The organism is Actinomadura geliboluensis, from assembly GCF_043197915.1.
Taxonomy (GTDB): domain Bacteria; phylum Actinomycetota; class Actinomycetes; order Streptosporangiales; family Streptosporangiaceae; genus Spirillospora; species Spirillospora geliboluensis.
This window is the reverse complement of the sequence record NZ_JBICUA010000014.1, coordinates 116,941-137,041: the sequence shown is the minus strand read 5'-3', so window position 1 is coordinate 137,041 and position 20,101 is coordinate 116,941. Positions and strand designations below refer to the sequence as shown.

Sequence of the window (20,101 nt, the reverse complement as noted above, 5' to 3'; positions counted from 1 at the left end):
ACGTGATGGGTGGGCGACGCACGCACGTTGAACTCCATTGTTTTGACCGCCTGAACCGATCCGCGATTTAAAGGGCTGCTCCAAACCATTCCGTCCACGTCGGCGACGGTGCCGGAAAAATGTTCAGCGGCACGTGGCGGCAAGGCGGCGGGCTGCTACAGAGGCAGGGCCGGGTCCCGGACGGTGAATTCCTCGACATCGGCACCGACCTGCTCTGCGCTCTGAAACGCGACGCTGAGCGCGGACGCGCTCGCCGAGCAGGGGCGCATCGACCCGCCAGCTCCCACAACACGAGCAGGCTCCACGGTGTGCTCCGCGCCCCTGACCAGGTGCCCCATACATATCGGGGTCGTCTGGCCGGGCCTGCCGCCACCTGCGAGTTCCCCGCAGGAACTGGGCCCGCGCGGTCGCCTCCGCAGGCTGCATCCCCGCCTTTGACGCGGTCTTGGCGGCCATTGGAGACAGTCTTTCCGCCAGTGGAATCAGATGGACACGCCCTTTGAGAGCAAAGTCACTCACTCCCCGTTTACGACTTGCGAGCGCGGGCAGGTCAAACGAATGCTTGATCTTACATTCGCTTAGTATTCAGGCTCTGGGAGCACAAAAATGCGGCGGGTCGAGTCCAAGCCTGTTCCACTCTTCCCCGGCCCGAATGACGTCTTCGCGGCCATCGGACGGGGGATCTTCGCGGGGCTGGCCGGAACGGCGGTGATGACCGCAGGGCAGCGTGTGGAGATGCGGTTGCGCGGTCGTCAGGGCAGCACAAGCCCCGGCGATCTCGTCGCGGGTCTGCTGGGTGTCGAGGCGATCGACGAGGCACAGAGACGGCGGTTCTCTGACCTGGTCCACTGGACATGGGGCACGGGATGGGGTGTACCGCGCGGGCTGCTGCGTTCGTTCGGTCTGCGCGGAGTTCCCGTCGTCGTCGCGCACTTCACGATGGTGGTGGGCACCGACTGCTGGCTGCTGGCGTCCAGGGGCTTGGCGCCGCCGCCGTGGCGCTGGACGCGTCAGGAACTGATCTTTGAATTGCTGCACAAGGGGGTCCTCGTCGGCACCACTCACCTTGCGTTTCGGCTGCTGGAGCCTTGATGGGCAGGGCTCGTCGCGCGCTGCACGACAGGAAACGCCCTGGCGCGGCGTCCGGTCGCCTGGCCGACCCGGTCCCCTTGGGCTCGCCGCAAGCGCGGTGGCTGCTGGCGGTGACGGTGCTGGGGTCGGGCATCGCGTTCCTGGACGGCACGGTGGTCAACGTGGCGTTGCCCGCGATCGGCCGGGACCTGGGCGGCGGTCTCGCCGAGCAGCAGTGGGTACTGGACGGCTACCTGCTGACGTTGAGCGCGTTGCTCTTGGCCGGCGGCGCGGCCGGAGACCGCTACGGCCGCCGGCGGGTGTTCATCGGCGGTCTGGTGCTCTTCACCCTGGCCTCGCTCGCCTGCGGGCTGGCGCCCACCGGCGGCACGTTGATCATCGCCCGGCTGGTTCAGGGCGTGGGGGCGGCGGCACTGGTGCCCGGCAGTCTGGCGTTGATCGATGCGGGCATCCGTGAGCAGGACCGGGGCCGCGCCGTGGGGCTGTGGGCGGGGATGTCGGGGGTCACCTCGGCGCTGGGCCCATTCGTGGGGGGCTGGCTCGTCGACGCGGTCTCCTGGCGGTGGGTGTTCTGGATCAACGTGCCGCTGGCGGGAGCGGCACTGGTCATGGCACTGCGGCACCTGCCCGAGAGCCGCGACCCCACCAGCCGGAGCCGCGGCCGGTTCGACGTCGCCGGCGCGGCCCTGGTGACGCTCGGTCTGGCCGGAGTGATCTACGCGCTCATCGAGGGGCCGAGCCGCGACTGGCGGCCGGCGACCATCGTCGCCGCCGCCGCGGGTGCCGCCGCGATCGTCGTGTTCCCGCTGGTCGAGGCGCGGGTGGCGGCGCCGCTGCTGCCACCCGTCCTGTTCCGCTCCCGGCAGTTCACCGGCGCCAACCTCACCACCCTGGCGGTGTACGCCGCGCTCGGCGGAGCGCTGTTCCTGCTCACGCTGCAACTGCAGCAGAGCCTGGGGTATTCGGCTCTGGAGGCCGGGCTGGCCACGCTGCCCACCACCGTCATCATGCTGCTCGCCTCCCCGCGGATGGGCGCGGTGGCGCAGCGTACCGGGCCCCGGCTGCCGATGACCGCCGGCCCGCTGGTGGCCGCTGCCGGGCTGGCGTTGATGGCCCGCATCGTGCCGGGCGCGGGCTATGCCGGAACGGTGCTCCCAGCGGTGGTGGTCTTCGGGATCGGGCTGTCGCTCACGGTCGCGCCGCTGACGACGACGGTGCTGGCCTCGGTGGCCGAACGGCACGTCGGAGTCGCCTCCGGCGCCAACAACGCGATCTCCCGGATGGCCGGGCTGCTCGCCGTCGCGGTGCTGCCGGCCGCGGCCGGGATCAGCGCCGGCCCCGGAGAGGCCCTCGGCCCGGGTTTCTCCCGCGCCATGCTCATCGCCGCCGCAGTGTGCGGCGCGGGCGGGCTCATCGCGCTGGCCACCGTGCGCACCGCCGCCACCGTGGATCCGCATCCGCTGCCGGGTGTCAACCAGGCCTGCCAGCACCCCTGCACACGCAAGCCTTCACCGCCCGCGGACGACCGGACCGCTCGCTCAGGCATCTCCGAGGACCCGGGGTAGGCAGACTGGTCGGCGACGGGGTCACTCGCCGACGTTGCCGAGCAGCCGTTGCATCTGAGACAGCTCCTCGGCGAAGGCGTCGCGGCGGGTGCGCGGACCGCACGACAGCAGCAGCCGCGTGTAGTCGGCGGCCGCCTTCCCGATCCGCTCGCTCAGTCCCGCCGCCGCTTCCCCGCCGCCGTCCCCGGTGCCGAAGTCGGCGGTCGCCGCGTAGACCCCGGTCGGGGACACCACGGCGTGCAGGTAGGAGAACATCGGTCGCAGCGCGTGCTCGAGGACGAGCGAGTGCCGCTCGGTGCCGCCGGTGGCCGCGATCAGCACCGGCATGTCCGACAGCGTCTCCTCGGGCAGCACGTCGAAGAAGGACTTGAAGAGCCCGCTGAACGAGGCGTTGAACGCCGGGGTCACCGCGATGAGCCCGTCCGCCCGGGCCAGGGCTTCGAAGATCTCCTCCAGCTCGGCCCCGGCGAATCCGGTGAGCATCGCATCCATGATCGACCGTCCGAATCGACGCAGGTCCACCACCGACGTGGTCGCCTCCGTCCCCTCGCGGGAGAGCCGGTCGGTGACCGCCCCGGTGATCCTGTCGGCCAGCAACCGGGTCGAGGACGGCTCCCGAAGCCCGCCGCTCACCACCACCAGCGTGGTCATGTCCGCTCCCCCTGCCGATCGGAGCCCGATCGCCGGGCGCGCGCGGCGTCGCCGGCCGGGCCACTGGCCTCGCCGGTGGCCGGGGACTCACCGCGGGCCGCGGCGACGAGCGACTCGTGCGTCGGGGCGTCCGGGACGCGCTCCGGACGGCCGATCGCGAACTCCTTGCGCAGCACCGGCACGACCTCCTCCCCGAGCAGGTCCAACTGCTCCAGGACCGTCTTCAGTGGCAGGCCCGCGTGGTCGATCAGGAACAGCTGCCGCTGGTAGTCCCCCACGTAGTCCCGGAACCCCAGCGTCCGCTCGATCACCTGGTGCGGTGAGCCGACCGTCAACGGGGTCTGCGCGGTGAACTCCTCCAGCGAGGGCCCGTGGCCGTACACCGGGGCGTTATCGAAGTAGGGCCGGAACTCGGCGACGGCATCCTGGCTCTTGGGGCGCATGAACACCTGCCCGCCCAGACCCACGATCGCCTGGTCGGGGGCGCCGTGGCCGTGGTGCTCGTAGCGCTCCCGGTACAGCCGCACCATCCGCTCGGTGTGCGTGGCCGGCCAGAAGATGTGGTTGGCGAAGAACCCGTCTCCATAGAAGGCCGCGAGTTCGGCGACCTCGGGGGTGCGGATGGAACCGTGCCAGACGAACGGAGGCACCCCGTCCAACGGCTGCGGCGCCAGCGTGAAGCCTTGCAATGGCGACCGGAACTCTCCTGACCAGTCGACTACCGGCTCTCGCCACAACTGGCGCAGCAACCCGTAATGCTCCACCGTGAGGGGCACGGCCATGCGGATGTCCTGCCCGAACCACGGATACACCGGGCCGGTGTTGCCCCGCCCGAGCATCACGTCCACCCGTCCGTCCGCCAGGTGCTGCAGGACGCTGAAGTCCTCAGCGATCTTGACCGGGTCGTTGGTGGTGATCAAGGTGGTGGACGTCGAGAGGATCAGCCGCTCGGTCCGCGCGGCGATGAATCCCAGCAGTGTGGTCGGCGACGACGGCGTGAACGGCGGGTTGTGGTGCTCACCGGTCGCGAAGACGTCCAACCCGACCTCCTCGGCCTTCTTCGCGATCGCCACGGTCGCCTTGATCCGCTCCGCCTCCGACGGCACCCTCCCCGTGGTCGGGTCCGGCGTGACGTCCCCGACCGTGAAGATCCCGAACTGCATCCCCGACATGCCGCCCTCCTCGCTCGCCTCCTCCTCGTGTCGTTCGCCAACGGCTGCCCTACCCCCGCACGAGCTCGGCAAATGCCCGGATCTAACTGATCTACCCCCCTTTGAGGCGGTGAGACGGCCCGCCGCATCCTGCCCCTGAGGTGGCCTGTCGGTCACGGTTACGTGATCCGCTGCCCGCAGGCGCGCGTCGGCTGGGCTGCCCGTCAGTGCTTCGTTCGGAAGGGCATGCCGCTGGGAGTGCGCAGCCCTTCACTGGTGACGAAATAGAAGACCGGCAGCAGCAGGAACACTCCAAGAGCGATCGTGGGGACGACCAACCACCCCAGGGCGCCACCGAGGAGATAGCCGACAATCCCCGCCAAGGAGCGGAACTGGCCGTGCCGGAGGTAGTGCGGCTCGGCTCGGGCATTGAGCAGATCCGGGTGGCGGCCGAGGTGGGCATAGATCCACACCCAGCTGCCGCACATGGCGGCGGCGATCACGGCGTACAAGGCCACGGCCGTGCGGGCATCGGTGCCGTCGACATCCTCCTGCATGGCTTCGGACAGCACAGCGGTGGGGAAGGCCAGTGCCGCTGTGGTCAGCAGCAAGAACAGGTTCGCCGAGTGCAGGCCGCGGTCGACCGTCCGGATGCGGGTGAACGCCTGGTGGTGATTGAGCCAGATCACCCCGATGTAACCGAACGAGATCACATACCCCAGATAGACGGGCCACTGATGCAGCAGCGCTTGCCGCAGATGGCCGGGCGCATGTTCAGGCGTGCGCATGTCCAAGGCGAGGATCGTTATCGCGATGGCGATGACGGCGTCGCTGAAGGCCTCCACCCTGCCGGTGTCAGTGCGGACGAACCTGGCACCACCACGCGGCCCCGCCACGGGTGCCTCATCTTGCTCCTCCGGCTGCGAAGAGTCAGCCATCTGCCCACCCCGCCCTCGTCCCCGACAAGAGCCCTACCCCACTCCACCAGCAGAAGTACCGGTTGCGTGCACGGCGACGGCGTCCGCGCACACGCTCATCCGAGACCTACGACATCGCTCGCGCCTCTGCGCCGCCAGCTGATCGCTCCCATCGGCCACCAGCCACACCAGCACGTCCTCCCCAAGGTGAGCTCCCCGGGAGGAGGAGCCTCTGAACTGGACGTTTGAAAACAAGTTGATCTTCAGATGGGCGTCGGAGAAGCTGCCCGCCAGAGTGTCCCGGCCGGATCGCAGGGCGTCCGGGCGCGGAACGGAGGTCAGGCCGTGTGGTATCCGAAGATCCCTCGGCGGTTCGGCGGCGGGCCGTTGCCCGGCGGGAGCTGGGTGGCCGAGGAGAAGGTGCACGGCGCCCATCTCGCGTTGGTCAGCGATGGTCGGACGGCGCGAGCCGTCGGGCGGCGCGGGCTGTTGGACGAGGACCGCCTTGAGGCGTTCTTCGGGGCGACGCGCCTGTGGCCGGTACTGGCGACAGCAGCAGCCGCAGCCGCCCGGGCGGGGACACGACGTGATCTTGTATGGGGAACTGGCCGGCGGAGGCTATCCGCACCCGCAGGTTCCGCCGGTCGAGGGCATCGGCCCCGTGCAGACCGGCGTGTGGTACAGCCCTGACCTGGTGTGGATGGCGTTCGACGGCGCCGTCGCCACCTCCTCGGGACCGCGCTGGATGAGCCGCGCAGAACTGGCGGAACTGATGGCCGGTGTCGGCTTGGAGTGCGTGCCGCTGTTGAGTCAAGGCCACCGACAGAAGCTCAGAGAGCTGACGGTCGACTTCCCGACGCTGGTGCCCGGCGCGCTGGGTCTCCCCGAACTGCCCGGCAACCGCGCCGAAGGCTACGTCCTCAAGCCCGCCGGATCCTGGGATACGAGCGAACGCGGACCGCGGCCGGTCCTGAAGGTCAAGCATCCCGACTTCGCCGAGGATGCCCGCTACACCGGCGCGCGGCCGTTCGTGCCGCCGCCCGGCGGGGTGACGGGGGTACCGCCCTGGCTGCTGGCCGCTGCGGTCGAGCGGCTCACCCCACCGCGAGCGGACGCGGCCCGCAGCAAACTCGGCCCGGCCGCCGACACCGCCGAGGTGGTGGCCGACCTACTGGCCGACCTTGATGACGACCTGGGCGGCCTACCCGGACCCGATCACCAACGCCTGGCCGCCGCGCTCACGCCTGCGGCCCGCACGCTGGCCACCCTTCGAGACCACTGAACCGGCCGTACTCGACCCACGCACCACCTCGCGGCGATGTGAACAAAAGTGGCCGGAGACACCCAGGCGTCAACGGTGATCGTCAGTTGTAGATCTAGTCGCGCTCGGGCCAGACGAGACCCTGGTCGGTCCAGATGACGCCCTTGTTGCGGCAGAGGCAGAAGGGGTGGCCGATGGGATCGGTGTAGACGCGCCAGCCGTAGCCGTCCGGGCGGATGAAGTCCTGCTGCAGGGTCGCGCCGAGAGCCAGGACCCGGCCCTGTTCGGCTTCAATGTCGTCGACTTCAAAGTCGAGGTGGAACTGCTTGGGGTGCTCGCTGTCGGGCCACTGCGGGGCGCGATAGTCCTCCACACGGATGAAGGCCAGCTCGATCTCGCCGTACTGGATACCGGCCCAGTCCCCGTTGCTGCCCTCCTTGACCGGGCGACCCGTCACCTCGGAGTAGAAGGCCGCCAGCTTCATCGTGTCCGGGCAGTCGATGATGAAATCGGTGAGTCGCAGCATCCTGCGATCGTGTCACAAGATCAAACAAGGCGGTCGATTTCCCCTCGATGCCACAAACTGGGCGGTCGGCGATCGGGGCGATGAACAGGCCGGCGAGCGTCTCGCACCACACCGGGTCGTCCCACACGGCCGCGAACGCCATTCCCTAGGACATCCGACCGGAATCCGCCGGTTCCTCCCTCCAGGCATCGACGTTGCCGAGGGGGATGGCGAGGGCTGCCGGGACTGCCGCGACCGCGAGGGCTGATGCGAGTATCAGGGCGCCGGGGAGGGACCAGGCCGCGGCCGGCCCGGTGATCGCCGCTCCCACCGCGAATCCGGTGATCTTGAGGCTGGCGCCGGTGGTGAAGATCTGGCCGCGCAGGTTCTCCGGGGCCTCCCGGTGGCGGATCGCGAACAAGGCGACCAATTGGGGTCCCTCGCCGATCCCGGTGATGATGACGGCCACGATCAGCAGGGCCGGCCGTCCCGCAGCGGCCAGGGCCAGCGCGGCGGCCTGGACCAGCGCGCTGACCCGGATGATCGTGTCGGGGGCGATGGCGCGCGGAAACCGCGCCAGCAGGGCGTTGGCCGCCAAGGCGGAGATCGCCGAGCAGGACAGGAGCATCACTCCCTGGTTGGGGCCGCCCAGGACGCGCTCACCGAGTAGGGGGAGGCAGGCGGTCAGCATGCCCTGCGTGGTGCAGCACATCACCGAGGCGAGGGTCGCTCGCGCCAGAAGGCGCTTCCCGGCGATGACTCGCATGCCCGCGGCGAGGTCGCTGATCAGTGAGGCCGGTTGGGCGTGCGGGGCTCGGGCGGGACGGGCGGGGAGCCTCCACGCGGCCGGCAGCGCCAAGGCGATGAGCACGGCGGAGACCACCACGGCCGTCGACGCTCCCAGCGCCTCCGCGGCGACGCCGGTGAGAGCCGGGCCGACCAGGCTTGCCGCGCTGAAGGTCATGGCATCGAGCGCGTTCGCCCGAGGCAGGCGGTCGCCGGTCACCACTCGGGGAAGCTGGGCGGTCCACCCACCCGACAGGGCCGGTCCCAGCAGCCCGGTCACCACGGCGATCACGATGGTGACGGTGAACGGGACGTGGCCGAGCCCAAGCAGGATCAGGGCCAGGCCCGCCGCGTACAGCGCGATCGCTCCGCCCAGCATGCGGCCGGGTCGTCCCGCTCGGTCCAGAAGTGCTCCGAGGACCGGCCCCCCGACCGCGGCGGAAACCGTGATGCCCGCGAGGAGCGAGGACGCATCCGTGCTCGACCCGGTCAAGGCGAATCCCGCCAGCATCAGCGCCGGCCCGGACATGTCGTCTCCGAGACGGGCCGCCACTGCCCCGGCGAGGTACGAGTACAACGAGTAGCGCCGCTTCACCGGCGCAACGATACGGAGGTAACTCAAAAAACAGCAATATGCGTTACATTCGGTCCATGCGACCCGATACCGGCGACTGGTCCACCCGCCATTCCGTGCTGACCATGGCCCGGCGGGCCGCCGCGCTCATCAACGCCCTCGCCGGTGACCGCCCCGACCCGGCGGCCGTCGCCGACGTACTCGAGACCTACGGCGAGTCCGAGCCTGCGGAACTCACCGCCGCCGATATCACCGAGATGCGTGCGGCCGCCGCCTTGCTCCGCGACGTCTTCGCCGCCGAGCACGTCGACGCCGCCGCCGGCGTCCTCAACCGCCTCCTGCGGGAGCACACCGGGCCGCTCCGCCTGACCTCGCACGACGGCAGCACGCCCTGGCATCCGCACCTCGATCACAACGACAACGCTCCCTGGGGCCAGTGGCTCCTCGCCTCCTCCTGCATGGCCCTGACCGTCCTGGTCTGGGACCGGCAGCGGACGCCCGGCCGGATCTGCTCATCTCCCAGCTGCCAGAACGTCTTCATCAACCAGGGCAGCGGACCTGAACGCCGCTACTGCTCGCGCCAATGCGCAACCCGCGAACGTGTCGCGGCCCACCGCCGCGCCCGCTTCGCCGTGCAGACCCGCGAGGAGCAGCAGAACGGCCGGTCGTGACCTGGCGGGCGTATCTCGCCACGCCTGGGCACGCAGGCGCAGCACCATGCCGAGCATGGCGTCGTCGGTGAAGGCGGTGTTCGACCGGACTTTTACTGGTCGCCGAACCCGGCGATGATCACCGGGCTTTCCGGTTGCGTTGGCGGATCGTCTCGGCGACGATGCCGGCGGTCACGTGCAACGGGCCGGTGTCGTGGCCGGTGCGGCTCAGGATGAGGGCCCCCTCGAACGCGGCGAACACGAAGGTCGCCAGGTCGTCCGGCGATTCGAGTCCTTCGGCCGCGAACCGCCGCGCGGTCGCGGCGCGCCAGCCGGCGAACACGTCCGCGCATGCGTGGCGCAGCGGTTCGCTGGTGGTGGCCGCCTCCAGCGCGACCGTGGCGATCGGGCAGCCGTCGGCCCACCCCGACTTCTCCAGGGCTTCGGCGCTCAGCCTGAACATGTCGTGGACGGCCTCGTCCGCGGCGCCGGACCGCTCGTACACGACGTCGAAAAGGCGCAGGTAGCGGGTGCCTGAATGCTCGACCGTCTCGACGCCCAGCTGTTCCTTCCCGCGGGGGAAGAAGTGGTAGAGCGACCCCCACGGCGCTCCCGCCTCCGCCGTGATCTGCTTCAGCCCGGTCGCCGCGTACCCCTGCTCCCGGAAGAGCTGCGCCGCGGCCTCCAGCAGGCGCGCCCGCGTGTCGGAACCCATGGCGGACAGCCTAGCCCTTGCACTCGCTAGATCGATCTATCTAGTATCCGCGGCATGATCCGCACCGGACGCCACGGCGACATCCACCTGATCACCCTCGACCGTCCCGGCCGCCGCAACGCCGTCGACGGCCCCATGGCCGAGGCCCTCGCCGAGGCCGTCGCAGCCGCCGAACGCGATGACGAGGTCCGCGCCATCGTCCTCACCGGCGCAGGCGGGACGTTCTGCGCCGGCAACGACCTCAAGGCCATGGCCGCGGGCGAGTTCCCCGTCCCGACCGCGGACGGCCCGCCGCCCATGCAGGTCACCCGCACGCCTCCGGCCAAGCCCGTGATCGCCGCCGTCGAGGGCTACTGCTTCGGCGGCGGGTTCGAGCTCGCGCTCTGGGCCGACCTGCGCGTCGCTTCCACGACCGCCGAGTTCGGCACCCTGAACCTGGCCCAGGGCCTGCCCTGCCTGGACGCGGCCACCGTGCGGCTCCCCCGGCTCGTCGGCCAGGGGCGAGCGCTCGACATCTTGCTGACCGCCCGCCGCGTCCCTGCGGACCAGGCCCTCTCCTACGGCCTCATCACCCGGCTGGTCGAACCCGGCCGGGCCCTGGACGAGGCGCTGGAGCTGGCCGAGACGGTGGCGCGGCTGCCGGTAGAGGCGCGCAACGCCGCCCGCCGCTCCGTCCTGGAGCAGTGGGCCCTGCCAGAGGACGAAGCGGTCCTGAAGGAAGCGCACCTGGCCCTCGCCCCGTGAAGCTCCGGGTCGGGCGCGGCAGCGTGGTCGGCGTCGTAGTGGCTGAGCACGCCCTGCCGCGCCGCAGCGGCAACCCCTCCCCGATCGCTCTGGCACTGCCGGCAGCGGGCAGCGCACGCGGGACGCGTGAGCCGAGCCGTTGCACCCGCCCCTGAGGCCCCGCGCCGTCAGGGGGCCGACGGGGTGAGCTGGATCGCGGCGTGGGCGATGGCGCGGAGGGTCGCGATGGGCTCGCTGTCGCGGTTCTTGGGGAGCCACGCGAGCGCGATCGTCCACGGTGGGAGGCCGTCCACCGGCACGTAGGAGACGTGCGGGCGCGGGTACAGCTCGCGGGCGACGGTCGGGACGAGCTGGATGCCGGCGCCCAGCGCGATGGCGGCCAGCGCCGACTCGTAGTCCGTGACGCGGTGGGACGTGTAGCGGACGGAGGCGCCGTCCGGGCGCGGGTCGACCGACCAGTAGTCCTGGAACACCTTGGGGACGTCCGGCGAGAACCCGATGACGGGCCGGTCGGAGAGGTCGGACAGCGAGAGGACGTCCCTGTCCGCGAGCGGGTCCGTGCTGGCCATGACCGCACAGCGCTCGCCGGTCGCGAGCGGCAGCGTCTGGATCCCCTCGGGGACGGGCAGGGCGACGAACGCCGCGTCGACCTCCTCGTTGAACAGCGCGTGCACGCCCCCGGCGAACCCGGAGCGGACGATCTGGATGTCCAGGCCGTCGATCCGGTCGCCGAGCTCCTTGATCATGGATGCTACGGGCGGGATCGCGGTGATGGACTCGAACGCGCCGATCACCATCCTCTTGGAGGCGACGTTGAGATGCTGCCGGGCGGCCTGGAGGAAGCGGTCGGTCGAGGCGACGACCGCGCGCGCGTAAGGGATCAGCGCCGCCCCGGCGGGGGTGAGCGTCACGCGCCGGGTGGTGCGGTCGACCAGGCGCAGGCCGAGGCGGCGTTCGAGCGCGCTGATCTGCTGGGAGAACGCCCCCTGGGACATGAAGAGGCGCTGCGCCGACCGCCGGAAGTGAAGCTCGTCGGCCAGCGTCAGGAATAGGTGGAGCTGGTACGCGCTGGGGGCGTTCTGGCGCACAGCTTCGGGGGTGTTCCACCGCTCGTTCATCCCGGCTTCACCGGACGGCGTGGGGGGCATCGAGACATCTCCAACAGTCAGAGATGTCCAAAAGTAGTGGATGTGCCCCTTCGGCCCTGCCCTGTGCGTGCCGGCCGGCTCCCGAGCCGCGGTGAGGCCCGGGAGCCGCCCCCGTAGACGGCTGTTCGGCGGCGGCGCCCCGGCGGCCCTGGCCGGGACGCCCGTCACGCCGCCGCGATCACCAGCCGAACCAGCTCTGGAACTCCGTCGAGTTGCAGGCGTACGTGCGCAGGCCGTACGCGAAGCTGTCGTCCACGCACCGGCCCGTGGCCTGGTTCTTGATCTGCGTGGTGCCGTCGTTCCAGCGGTGGAGGTACCAGCTCTGGAACTTGCTCGAGTTGCACTGGAACAGGCGGAAGCCGTAGGCGTCGCTGTCGTCGAAGCAGTTGCCGCCGCGCACCCACTTCAGCTCGTAGGTGCCGTCCCGCCACGGATGGACGTTGATCTTGTTGTTCTCCGGGTAGGCGCAGTTGGAGTTGGGCCAGTTGAAGCAGCGGCCGGTCGCCTGGTTGTTGAACCAGTGGATCGAATCGGCGTGAGCGGTCGCGGGCGCGACGAAGGTCAGCGCGCCCGTGGAGGCCGCGACCGCGGCCGCCCCGGCGGCGGCGCGGCCGAGGCGCCGGCGCGGGCGGTTGCCTTGTCCATCGCGTGTGGTGAGCACTTCTCATCTCCTCTGGGAGCAGAACCGGATGAGCGGCGGGCAGGACGCGCCGCTTCCGTTTTGAGATCTTGCACCAGGCCAGGTCGGTCGGGCAGTGTTCGGCGATCCGCATGCGCGCCCGATTGATCAAGGACGCCGATCAATCGGGTCGGCGGCGGCGCGGGCGTCCCGTCAGGTGCCGCAGGGGCCGGTTCGACACCACGGCCGTCGAACCGGGCCATCGGACTGTCGGCGACAACCTGAGGGGGTCAGGTAGCGAATCCGCCTACATGCCCTCCGGCACGGTCACGCTGGTCAGCAGCGGTCGCGCAGGATCGCCACGCCGTCGCCTTCGAGTTCGTCGCAGTAGGTCGCGCGGCCGGTCATCGCCATGGTCAGGGCCAGGGCGGTACCGGACACCAGCGGCCCGGAGCCCGTGCTGAAAGGTCCGTCCACGGCGACGAGTCGCAGGCCGCGGATGCGCCCTTTGGCGAGGACGACGAGGTCGGAGCCCTGGTAGTTCTCGGCCACCCGGGTGAGCGTCTCGATCGGGTACGCGCGGCGAATGCCCAGCGGCCGCCGGATGTCCTCGCCGTGCACGATCGTCTCACCGAGCATCGCCGTGGCCGGGAGGGGTGGTTTGGTGGTGCTGGTGACGACGCGGCGGAACCGGTCGAGCGTCTCGGCCGGAGTCGCGCCCATCTGCTCGGTCAGCCGCATGGCCACCTGCCTGTCGAAGTCGAACCGGCAGCGGATCACGCCCGCCAGCCAGCGCACGGGGGTCAGGCTCGCCCCCGCGGTGAGGTGCGCCAGCACCTCCCGCACCGTCAGCCCGGCGCACAGCGACGGCGTCTCCCACTGCTCGTCGGTCAGTTCCGCCAGGTCGGCCGCCAGGGCCGCCCGCTCGCTGTGGATCAACGGCCAGATGCCCGTCCCGCGGCGGGGGTGTGTCTTCGGTGCCGACTCGGCCATGTCAGATGTTCTCCTGTCGTAAGTCCACGTCGTAGGGCGGACGGGTGAGTCCGGTCGGCAGAGGAGACTTTCCCCGTGCGGCAGAATCGTCTCTTGTGAGCCAATTCGTTTCCGGGCCGGCTGCGGACTCCGTATCAGAGAGCGGCGACCTGGCATTGGCGTGCGACGGGGACGACGCTGCGTTCACCCGCCTGGTGGCCCCGCTCCGCCGGGAGCTGCACGCCCACTGCTACCGCATGCTCGGCTCGGTTCACGACGCCGACGACGCTCTGCAGGATGCTCTGCTGCGGGCCTGGCGCGGGCTGGCACGCTTCGAGGGCCGCAGCTCGCTGCGTACCTGGTTGTACACCGTGGCCACCCGCACCTGCCTGGATACCGTGAAGTCCCGCAGCAGGCGCGCGATGCCGGTCGATCTCGGGCCCTCCAGCGACCTCGCCGTGATCGACGCCGCCCCGCAGACCGAGGTCGCCTGGCTGGGCCCCTATCCTGATGCGGGCCTCGCACCAGGCGCGAGCGGCCCGGACGCGCGCTACGAGCAGCGCGAAGCCGTCGAGCTGGCCTTCGTGGCCGCGCTGCAGCACCTGTCCGGAAACCAGCGGGCTGCGCTGCTGCTGTTCGAGGTCCTCGGCTTCTCCGTGGCAGAGATCGCCACCATGATGGACACCTCGGCCACATCGGTGAACTCCGCTCTGGCACGGGCCCGCCGGATGATCGCCGCCAAGGTGCCCACTCCGACCCAGCAGCACACGCTGCGGACGGTCGACGACGCACGAGTACGCGAGGCCGTCAGCGGATTCGCCACGGCGCTGGAACGCGGCGACGCCGATGCTCTGGTCGCGCTCGTCACCGAGGACGTCACCTGGTCGATGCCGCCCATGCCGCACTGGTACCGCGGAATCGAGGCGGTCGTCGACTTCGCCGTCCAGGTCCCTATGACCAGATGCCCGAGTTGGCGGCACCTCGTGACCAGCGCGAACGGGCAGCCCGCCGTGGCGTTCTACCTCGGCCGGGACGACGCCGGCCCGCACCACGGCTGGTCGATCACCGTCCTCACCCTGCGCGGCCACCAGATCGCCGACATCACCTCGTTCATCGGCCCCGACCACTTCGCCCCCTTCGACCTGCCCGCCTCGCTTCCCTGACCGGCCGCCCCGCCACGCATCCGGATACCCGCTCATGCCGCGGGTCGCGTACTCACGGCCGAGAAGAGTGCACGCGAACCGGCCGACCGGTGCCGGTGGTCGAGGGCGGGGCAGGAGTTGATGGCCGGGTCACTCTTGCGCGTCGGTTGTGTCGAGGTCGCGGACGGTTTGGGCGAAGGCTAGAAGGAGCGGACCTGCGTTGGCGGTGCGCCAGACGAGAGCCCATCGGCAGGGCGGGGCGTCGCGGACCGGGACGTAGACCAGGTTGGGCCAGGGGTAGAAGCGGGCGGCCTCGGCCACGGTCGCGGCGACGGCCTGTCCCGAACTCACCGCCGTCAGCTGGTCGTGCCAGCTCGCGACATGCGGCCCGCGTCGGATGGGACGTCCGGCGGGGGTGTGGGAGGGCTGGAAGACCTCCTCGACGTATGCCGGGACCGCGGACTTGGGCGAGATGAAGGTGCAGTCGCCGAAGTCCTCCAGGCATACCGATTCGCGCCCGGCGAAGGGGTGGGTGTCGGCGACCATGAGCATGAGCGCGGAGGTGTGCGTGACCGGGCCGACGGTGAGACCCGGTTCGCGGATCGGCAGCCACAGCAGTCCGAGGTCGATCTCGCCTGAGCGGAGCAGGGAGAGTGGGTCGATCGGGTTGATGTCGCGGTGGCGGATCCGCGCGGCCGGGTAACGGGTCTGGAACAGATCCACGACCTTCTGGATCATCCAGGCCTGCGGGCCCATGGCGCCCAGGGTCAGCGTCCCCGAGGTGCCGCGGGCGGCGGCGGACACCGCCTCGATCCCGTCCATGATCTGGCGGTAGCCGGCGCTGAGCTCCCGGTACAGGTGTTCTCCGGCCGGGGTGATGCGCACCCTGCGGCTGGTGCGGTCGAACAGCGGGGCGCCGATGCGGCGCTCCTGCTTCTTGATCGCCTGGCTGACGCGGGCCTGGGAGACGTGCAGCCGCTCGGCGGTACGGCCGAAGTGCAGTTCCTCGGCCAGGGCCAGGAAGATCTCGATGTCCCGCAGCTCCACTCGCACCTCGTTCCGATCCATAACAGCCGGGTTATCGATCAGTTTACGAAGTTCACATTGATCAAGAACGGCGTGCTGACGGAGGGTGGGACCCGTACAAGGTGCCCCGGGCCGCCGCTTGCGCCCTGCCGCCCCGACCCGTTGCGACGCCGACCGATCTGCGAAGGACTTCCCTTGTCTCCAGACCATGCGACCGACTTCGAGCACCACAACCTGCTCTACGCCTACGGTCCCGAGCGGCTGATCGTCGGCAAGTACTGCGCGTCGTCGGCAATGACGTGTGGTTCGGCCACCAGTCCGTCGTCATGCCCCGGCGCGCGAGATCCGGCGGCGCTTCGATGACGCCGACGTGGACCGGCTGCGCCGTGCCGCCTGATGGGCCTGGCCCGCCGACCCGGTCACCGAGCACGCCCGCACCATCATGGCGGCCCGTATGCGGTCACGACCGGGTCGGACGAGCCGCCGCGCCTCACGCGAACCATTGACTAACTCGAACTTTTCCGATGTGGCTGTCACGTCCGCCGGTCTGGGGGCTGGAGAAGTGAACGTCCTTATAGCTGACCTTAAGGAGACCCCGTTGTCCACCACCCTGATCGCCGTCACCGCCGCCACCGCCGCCTGGGTCGGCTTCTCCGGCATCTCCCTGCTGCGCCGCGCCGACTTCGTCGTCCAGCCCCTCATCGCCTACGGAGTCCCCCGCACCTGGTGGACCTGGCTGGGCGCCGCCAAGCTCGCCGGCGCGATCGGCCTGCTGGTCGGCCTTGCGGTCCCGGCGGTCGGGATCGCCGCGGCGATCGGCCTGACGGCCTACTTCCTCGGCGCCATCGCCACCGTGCTGCGCGCACGCTCGTACAAGACCCTGCCCTTCCCGGTGCTCTATCTGGCCCCGGTCGTGGCGACCCTGGTCGTGACCTCCTAACCCACCGCACCGCCGATTACAGCCCACCGGCACCTCTCGCTCTTCGCATGGGTTCATCGTGTGCGCGACGAAATGCCGCCAGCCACTCGCACTCCGGACCGAATAACCCCCGGAGGGGTGGCGCCTCGGCGAAGCGGAACGGTAACTCGAAATTCTGCACGGAAACGCCGGGCCCCACGGTACGCGGGGCCCGGCGGGAGCCGGTGCTGCAATCATGACCTGGCTGCTGGATTACTGGCGGTGTTCCTGGTACCGATGGCGACGTTCACCGCCACTGGCGAGCCGCCAAATAGCCATGTCATCACCCAGCCTGGCTGGAGTATCAGTGGTCGTCCCAGGATCCCTGGGGCGGTCCGCCCGTCAGCGGAGTGGTGTCGAGGTATCTGGGCTCGAGAACGCGCTCGGCGAACTTCCAGCCGTCCGAGGTGCGCTTGTAGTGGTCGTGGAACAGGCCGTACATGACGACCGACCTGCCGTCGCGCTGGCGACCGATCTCAAAGACGTAATCCCGGCCGGTCGCCGTGTCGCCATCGACGTGAATCGTTCCCGAGTGCGAGTTCTGCACCCAGAACTCCCACGCATGCTGCAGCCGTTCGATCCCGGCGCGGATATTCTCCCGCCCGACGAGTTCGACGTGGGCGAAGGGCAGCTGCCACACAGCGTCCTCGGTGAACAACGACGCGAAACGGTCGTAGTCGCCGAGCATGGGCGCGTCGACGTGCTCGGCGCGCAGCGCCTCGATCTGGACGCGGTCAGCGATGACCGCAAAGTCACTCATCTATGTCCTCCTTGATGTCGCTGAGTGCTCTTCTCATTGGTACGACCACACAGCCCCTCGGAATGTGAGTTGGCATGCCACCCCGCCACATGGCCTGCGACTTTTTGACGGGTGTGCCGGGCCGGTTCGGCGGGGTCGGCGTGCTGGGCGTTCAGGCTGGTGATCGTGAACACGGTGGTGGTCAGGCTGGTCACCAGCTGTACGGGCCGAATCGTCCCCAGCTGACGAACGCGGCGAGCACCAGCAAGATGGCGGTGACCGGCACTCCTGATGGCTCCTTACGACGGACGTGCATGGCCACCGCCAGGAGCATCAAGATCACCAGCCCGGTCGCGGCGATCGGGGTCAGGACGGGGGCGATTCCGATCGCGGCCGGCACGATCAGTCCGATCGCGCCGAGCAGTTCCATGACACCGATGAATCGCAGCGTTGCCAGAGATACGTCCTTCGCCCAGGCGTACTTGCCGGCCAGCTTGTCCTTCGGCTGGGTGAGTTTCTCCAGGCCGGACATGACATAGATGGCCGCTAGGAGCGCCTGGACGATCCACAAGAACACGTTCACCAAAAGGTCTTTTCTGTTGGCGTGAGAAGCTTTTCACGAGCCTCGTCGAAGCCGGGGGCTGCCCCTCAGGACCTCGGCCGCCAGGTCATGAGGGGCCTGCGGGGATCACTCCGAGCTGTCGCATCTGCGAGAGGACGTCGACGACCCCCCAGCTCTCGGCGATCCGCCCGTCCTCGAATCGAACGATCATGATTTCCTTCCAGGTGACGACCTTTCCGGTGGGCGGGATGCCCATGTACTCGCCTTGATGGGTTCCGCTCACGGTGTTACTGGAGACGACTTTGTCCCCCTCGGCGATCACGTCCTCGATCGTGACGTGCAGGTCCGGAAAGGCGCCGAGGAGCTTGGCGAACACCTCTTTGATCGCCTCGACTCCCGTCTTTCCGATCGGCAAGGGAGTGCGGATCAGCACGTCAGGGTGGAAGACCTCGTCGAAGGTCGTGGAGATGAGGTCCGCATCACCGCTGTTGACGACCTGGACCCCGCGGCTGCACGTCGCCTTGTTGATTGCGGTCTGGCTTGCCGACATGTGTTTCTCCTCGGATTTCCATGCGCTTTCAGTGGCCGCCACGGCTTACGGTGAGATCTGGCCGTATGTGCGCGGCGGTCTCGGAACATGTGCCGACGCGACCACACGATGCGGAAGGCGGGAGAAGTGGTCGCTCATATCCAGGCGACGAACGAACACGTGCCCAGGGGACGGCCCGGGTCAGAAAAGTTCGAGGCGACGGGTCAGGAATCTCCGCTCGGGAGGCGAGGTGGCCAGGTCGAGCGCGCGGCGATACGCGGATCTGGCTTCTCCGTCGCGGCCGAGACGCCGCAGCAGCTCGCCCCGGGTCGAATGGAAGTAGAGGTAGCCGTCCAGGTCGAGGTCGTCGACCGCGCGCAGTGCCGTGGCGGGGTCGCCGGCCTGGGCGAGCGCCGCGGCGCGGTTGAGCTCGACCACCGGCGAGCCGGTGAGTTCGACCAGCCTCTGGTACATCGCGGCGACCTGCGTCCAATCGATCTGAGCTCGGGTCTGCAACGAGGCGATCGCGGCCTGGACGACATAGGGGCCGCGCCCGCCCAGGGCGATCGCCCGATCGAGCGCGGCCCGCCCCGTCGCGATCTGGCGCTCGTCCCAGAGCGAACGGTCCTGGTCTTCGAGCAGTACGAGATCGTCGCCGGAGAAGCGGGCCCGCCGCCTGGCCTGGTGGATCGTCATCAGGGCGAGCAGCCCGTGCGCCTCCGGCTCGTCCGGCAGGAGCGCGGCGAGCACTCCTGCGAGGTGGATGGCCTCGTCGCCGAGGTCGATCCGGCCGCTGTAGCCCTCGTTGTAGATCAGGTAGATGACGGCCAGTACGGCGTCGAGGCGGTCCGCCAGCAGCTGCGCCCTGGGCACCGCGAACGGGATCCCGGTCGCCTTGATCTTGGCCTTGGCTCGGGACAGGCGGCGCTTCATGGTCTCTTCGGAGACGAGGAACGCCCGTGCGATCTCGGCGGTGTCCAAGCCGCCCAGGGCCCGCAGCGTAAGCGCGACCTGCCCCTCCAGCGGCAGCGCCGGATGGCAGCAGGTGAAGATCAGCTCAAGTCGTTCGTCCTTGATCCCGCTCTCGTCGAACTCGTCCATCGCAGCGGCCTCCGGCACCGTCAGCAGCGGGATCTTCTCGGCGAGGGTGCGTTCCCGGCGGATCCGGTCGATCGCCCGGTTGCGGGCCGTCGTCACCAGCCACGCACCAGGGGTGTCCGGCACGCCCGACACGGGCCAGCGCTCCGCCGCGATCGCGAACGCCTCCTGCGCGGCGTCCTCCGCCTTGTCGAAATCACCCAGAAAACCGACCAGCGAGGCCAGGACCCGGCCCCATTCCTCCCTGAAGGTCTTCTCAAGCACGCTCATGGCCGGACCAGCGGCCGTACCTCAACAGTGCCGCCGAGCCGGGCGGCCGGGATGCTCGCGGCCATCTCGAGCGCCTCGTCCAGGTCGGCCGCCTCGATGAGGCCGATTCCGCCGAGCACCTCCTTGGTGTCCGCGAACGGACCGTCGGTCATCAGCGTCCGGCCCCCGACCACGCGCACGCTGGTCGCCGTCTCGACCGACTGCAGTTGCGCGTGGACGACGCAGCGGCCGTCATCGGCCAATGCGCGATAGTCGGCGTTGACCACGTCGCGGTCCGCGTCCGACAACCCCTCGTGGGAGCCGGGCACGACGTAGATCAACAGGGCGTACTGCATCGCAACCTCCAGGGCATTGGACTCTCATTCCTAAGACGAGCGAGCAGCCGCGCATGGGACATCACCGATGCTCCGAATTCCGGCGCTCCCAG

The 20,101-nt window shown here is 69.7% G+C and carries 22 protein-coding genes; 7 read left to right on the top strand and 15 right to left on the bottom strand.

The genetic code is table 11. The annotated features are described in order from the left end of the window. The first annotated feature begins 606 nt into the window (after positions 1-606). Positions 607-1,092 (top strand): hypothetical protein, encoded by a 486-nt coding sequence (locus ACGFI1_RS37040; protein ID WP_138642052.1) that lies wholly within the window; start codon positions 607-609, stop codon positions 1,090-1,092. Beyond that, positions 1,092-2,657, top strand: a complete 1,566-nt coding sequence (locus ACGFI1_RS37035; protein WP_392792189.1) for an MFS transporter — start codon at positions 1,092-1,094, stop codon at positions 2,655-2,657. Before ACGFI1_RS37040 ends, ACGFI1_RS37035 begins: the two co-directional genes overlap by 1 nt. Before the next feature lie 21 nt (positions 2,658-2,678). Here the strand turns inward: ACGFI1_RS37035 and ACGFI1_RS37030 are convergent, their stop codons facing one another. From ACGFI1_RS37030 to ACGFI1_RS37020, 3 genes are all read right to left on the bottom strand, one after another. Next, complete coding sequence (locus ACGFI1_RS37030; protein ID WP_392792187.1) at positions 2,679-3,308, bottom strand: CE1759 family FMN reductase; 630 nt, start codon at positions 3,306-3,308, stop codon at positions 2,679-2,681. Continuing rightward, entirely contained in the window at positions 3,305-4,471 is a 1,167-nt protein-coding gene (locus tag ACGFI1_RS37025) for an LLM class flavin-dependent oxidoreductase (RefSeq protein ID WP_392792343.1), read from the bottom strand. The genes ACGFI1_RS37030 and ACGFI1_RS37025 overlap by 4 nt, the downstream gene beginning before the upstream one ends. Positions 4,472-4,683: 212 nt before the next feature. Beyond that, complete coding sequence (locus tag ACGFI1_RS37020; protein WP_392792185.1) at positions 4,684-5,397, bottom strand: TMEM175 family protein; 714 nt, start codon at positions 5,395-5,397, stop codon at positions 4,684-4,686. Positions 5,398-5,962: 565 nt separating this feature from the next. Between ACGFI1_RS37020 and ACGFI1_RS37015 the strand changes: the two genes are divergently transcribed. Beyond that, positions 5,963-6,658 (top strand): RNA ligase family protein, encoded by a 696-nt coding sequence (locus tag ACGFI1_RS37015; RefSeq protein ID WP_392792183.1) that lies wholly within the window; start codon positions 5,963-5,965, stop codon positions 6,656-6,658. 94 nt (positions 6,659-6,752) lie between these two features. Here the strand turns inward: ACGFI1_RS37015 and ACGFI1_RS37010 are convergent, their stop codons facing one another. Then, positions 6,753-7,163, bottom strand: a complete 411-nt coding sequence (locus ACGFI1_RS37010) for a VOC family protein (RefSeq protein ID WP_392792180.1) — start codon at positions 7,161-7,163, stop codon at positions 6,753-6,755. 145 nt (positions 7,164-7,308) lie between these two features. Next, the gene (locus ACGFI1_RS37005; protein ID WP_392792340.1) at positions 7,309-8,481 is read right to left on the bottom strand and encodes an MFS transporter; all 1,173 of its coding nucleotides are present in this window, start codon (positions 8,479-8,481) and stop codon (positions 7,309-7,311) included. Between the two features lie 98 nt (positions 8,482-8,579). Here ACGFI1_RS37005 and ACGFI1_RS37000 point away from each other — a divergent pair, with 98 nt between their 5' ends. Then, positions 8,580-9,173, top strand: a complete 594-nt coding sequence (locus ACGFI1_RS37000) for a CGNR zinc finger domain-containing protein (protein ID WP_392792177.1) — start codon at positions 8,580-8,582, stop codon at positions 9,171-9,173. A 118-nt stretch (positions 9,174-9,291) separates the two neighbouring features. Here ACGFI1_RS37000 and ACGFI1_RS36995 read toward each other — a convergent pair whose 3' ends face one another. Then, entirely contained in the window at positions 9,292-9,867 is a 576-nt protein-coding gene (locus ACGFI1_RS36995; RefSeq protein ID WP_386868072.1) for a TetR/AcrR family transcriptional regulator, read from the bottom strand. A 54-nt stretch (positions 9,868-9,921) separates the two neighbouring features. Here ACGFI1_RS36995 and ACGFI1_RS36990 point away from each other — a divergent pair, with 54 nt between their 5' ends. Next, positions 9,922-10,611 (top strand): enoyl-CoA hydratase-related protein, encoded by a 690-nt coding sequence (locus tag ACGFI1_RS36990; RefSeq protein ID WP_392792175.1) that lies wholly within the window; start codon positions 9,922-9,924, stop codon positions 10,609-10,611. A gap of 167 nt (positions 10,612-10,778) precedes the next feature. On the opposite strand, the gene ACGFI1_RS36985 is transcribed toward ACGFI1_RS36990, so the two are convergent. The 3 genes from ACGFI1_RS36985 to ACGFI1_RS36975 form a co-directional block, all read right to left on the bottom strand. Then, positions 10,779-11,729 carry a LysR family transcriptional regulator gene (locus tag ACGFI1_RS36985; RefSeq protein ID WP_392792173.1) on the bottom strand — a complete coding sequence of 317 codons (951 nt, stop codon included), beginning with the start codon at positions 11,727-11,729 and terminating at the stop codon, positions 10,779-10,781. 208 nt (positions 11,730-11,937) lie between these two features. Then, entirely contained in the window at positions 11,938-12,420 is a 483-nt protein-coding gene (locus tag ACGFI1_RS36980; RefSeq protein ID WP_386868078.1) for an RICIN domain-containing protein, read from the bottom strand. Positions 12,421-12,714: 294 nt separating this feature from the next. Beyond that, complete coding sequence (locus tag ACGFI1_RS36975; protein WP_392792171.1) at positions 12,715-13,371, bottom strand: maleylpyruvate isomerase family mycothiol-dependent enzyme; 657 nt, start codon at positions 13,369-13,371, stop codon at positions 12,715-12,717. 95 nt (positions 13,372-13,466) lie between these two features. Between ACGFI1_RS36975 and ACGFI1_RS36970 the strand changes: the two genes are divergently transcribed. Next, positions 13,467-14,513, top strand: coding sequence for a sigma-70 family RNA polymerase sigma factor (locus ACGFI1_RS36970; RefSeq protein ID WP_392792168.1), 1,047 nt, complete (start codon positions 13,467-13,469; stop codon positions 14,511-14,513). Positions 14,514-14,642: 129 nt separating this feature from the next. Here ACGFI1_RS36970 and ACGFI1_RS36965 read toward each other — a convergent pair whose 3' ends face one another. Further along, complete coding sequence (locus tag ACGFI1_RS36965) at positions 14,643-15,560, bottom strand: LysR family transcriptional regulator (RefSeq protein WP_386868084.1); 918 nt, start codon at positions 15,558-15,560, stop codon at positions 14,643-14,645. A 556-nt stretch (positions 15,561-16,116) separates the two neighbouring features. Here ACGFI1_RS36965 and ACGFI1_RS36960 point away from each other — a divergent pair. After that, complete coding sequence (locus ACGFI1_RS36960) at positions 16,117-16,458, top strand: DoxX family protein (RefSeq protein ID WP_138638289.1); 342 nt, start codon at positions 16,117-16,119, stop codon at positions 16,456-16,458. 322 nt (positions 16,459-16,780) lie between these two features. Here ACGFI1_RS36960 and ACGFI1_RS36955 read toward each other — a convergent pair whose 3' ends face one another. The 5 genes from ACGFI1_RS36955 to ACGFI1_RS36935 all read right to left on the bottom strand — a co-directional run bounded on the left by ACGFI1_RS36955 (position 16,781) and on the right by ACGFI1_RS36935 (position 20,009). Then, positions 16,781-17,236: a nuclear transport factor 2 family protein gene (locus ACGFI1_RS36955; RefSeq protein WP_392792166.1), complete on the bottom strand. Its 456-nt coding sequence runs from the start codon at positions 17,234-17,236 to the stop codon at positions 16,781-16,783. Between the two features lie 190 nt (positions 17,237-17,426). Beyond that, positions 17,427-17,798: a DoxX family protein gene (locus ACGFI1_RS36950; RefSeq protein WP_392792163.1), complete on the bottom strand. Its 372-nt coding sequence runs from the start codon at positions 17,796-17,798 to the stop codon at positions 17,427-17,429. Positions 17,799-17,883: 85 nt separating this feature from the next. Continuing rightward, positions 17,884-18,327 carry an ester cyclase gene (locus ACGFI1_RS36945; RefSeq protein WP_386868092.1) on the bottom strand — a complete coding sequence of 148 codons (444 nt, stop codon included), beginning with the start codon at positions 18,325-18,327 and terminating at the stop codon, positions 17,884-17,886. Positions 18,328-18,507: 180 nt separating this feature from the next. Further along, positions 18,508-19,674 (bottom strand): RNA polymerase sigma factor, encoded by a 1,167-nt coding sequence (locus tag ACGFI1_RS36940; RefSeq protein WP_392792160.1) that lies wholly within the window; start codon positions 19,672-19,674, stop codon positions 18,508-18,510. Then, positions 19,671-20,009 (bottom strand): YciI family protein, encoded by a 339-nt coding sequence (locus ACGFI1_RS36935; RefSeq protein ID WP_386868096.1) that lies wholly within the window; start codon positions 20,007-20,009, stop codon positions 19,671-19,673. The genes ACGFI1_RS36940 and ACGFI1_RS36935 overlap by 4 nt, the downstream gene beginning before the upstream one ends. Positions 20,010-20,101: the final 92 nt, after the last annotated feature.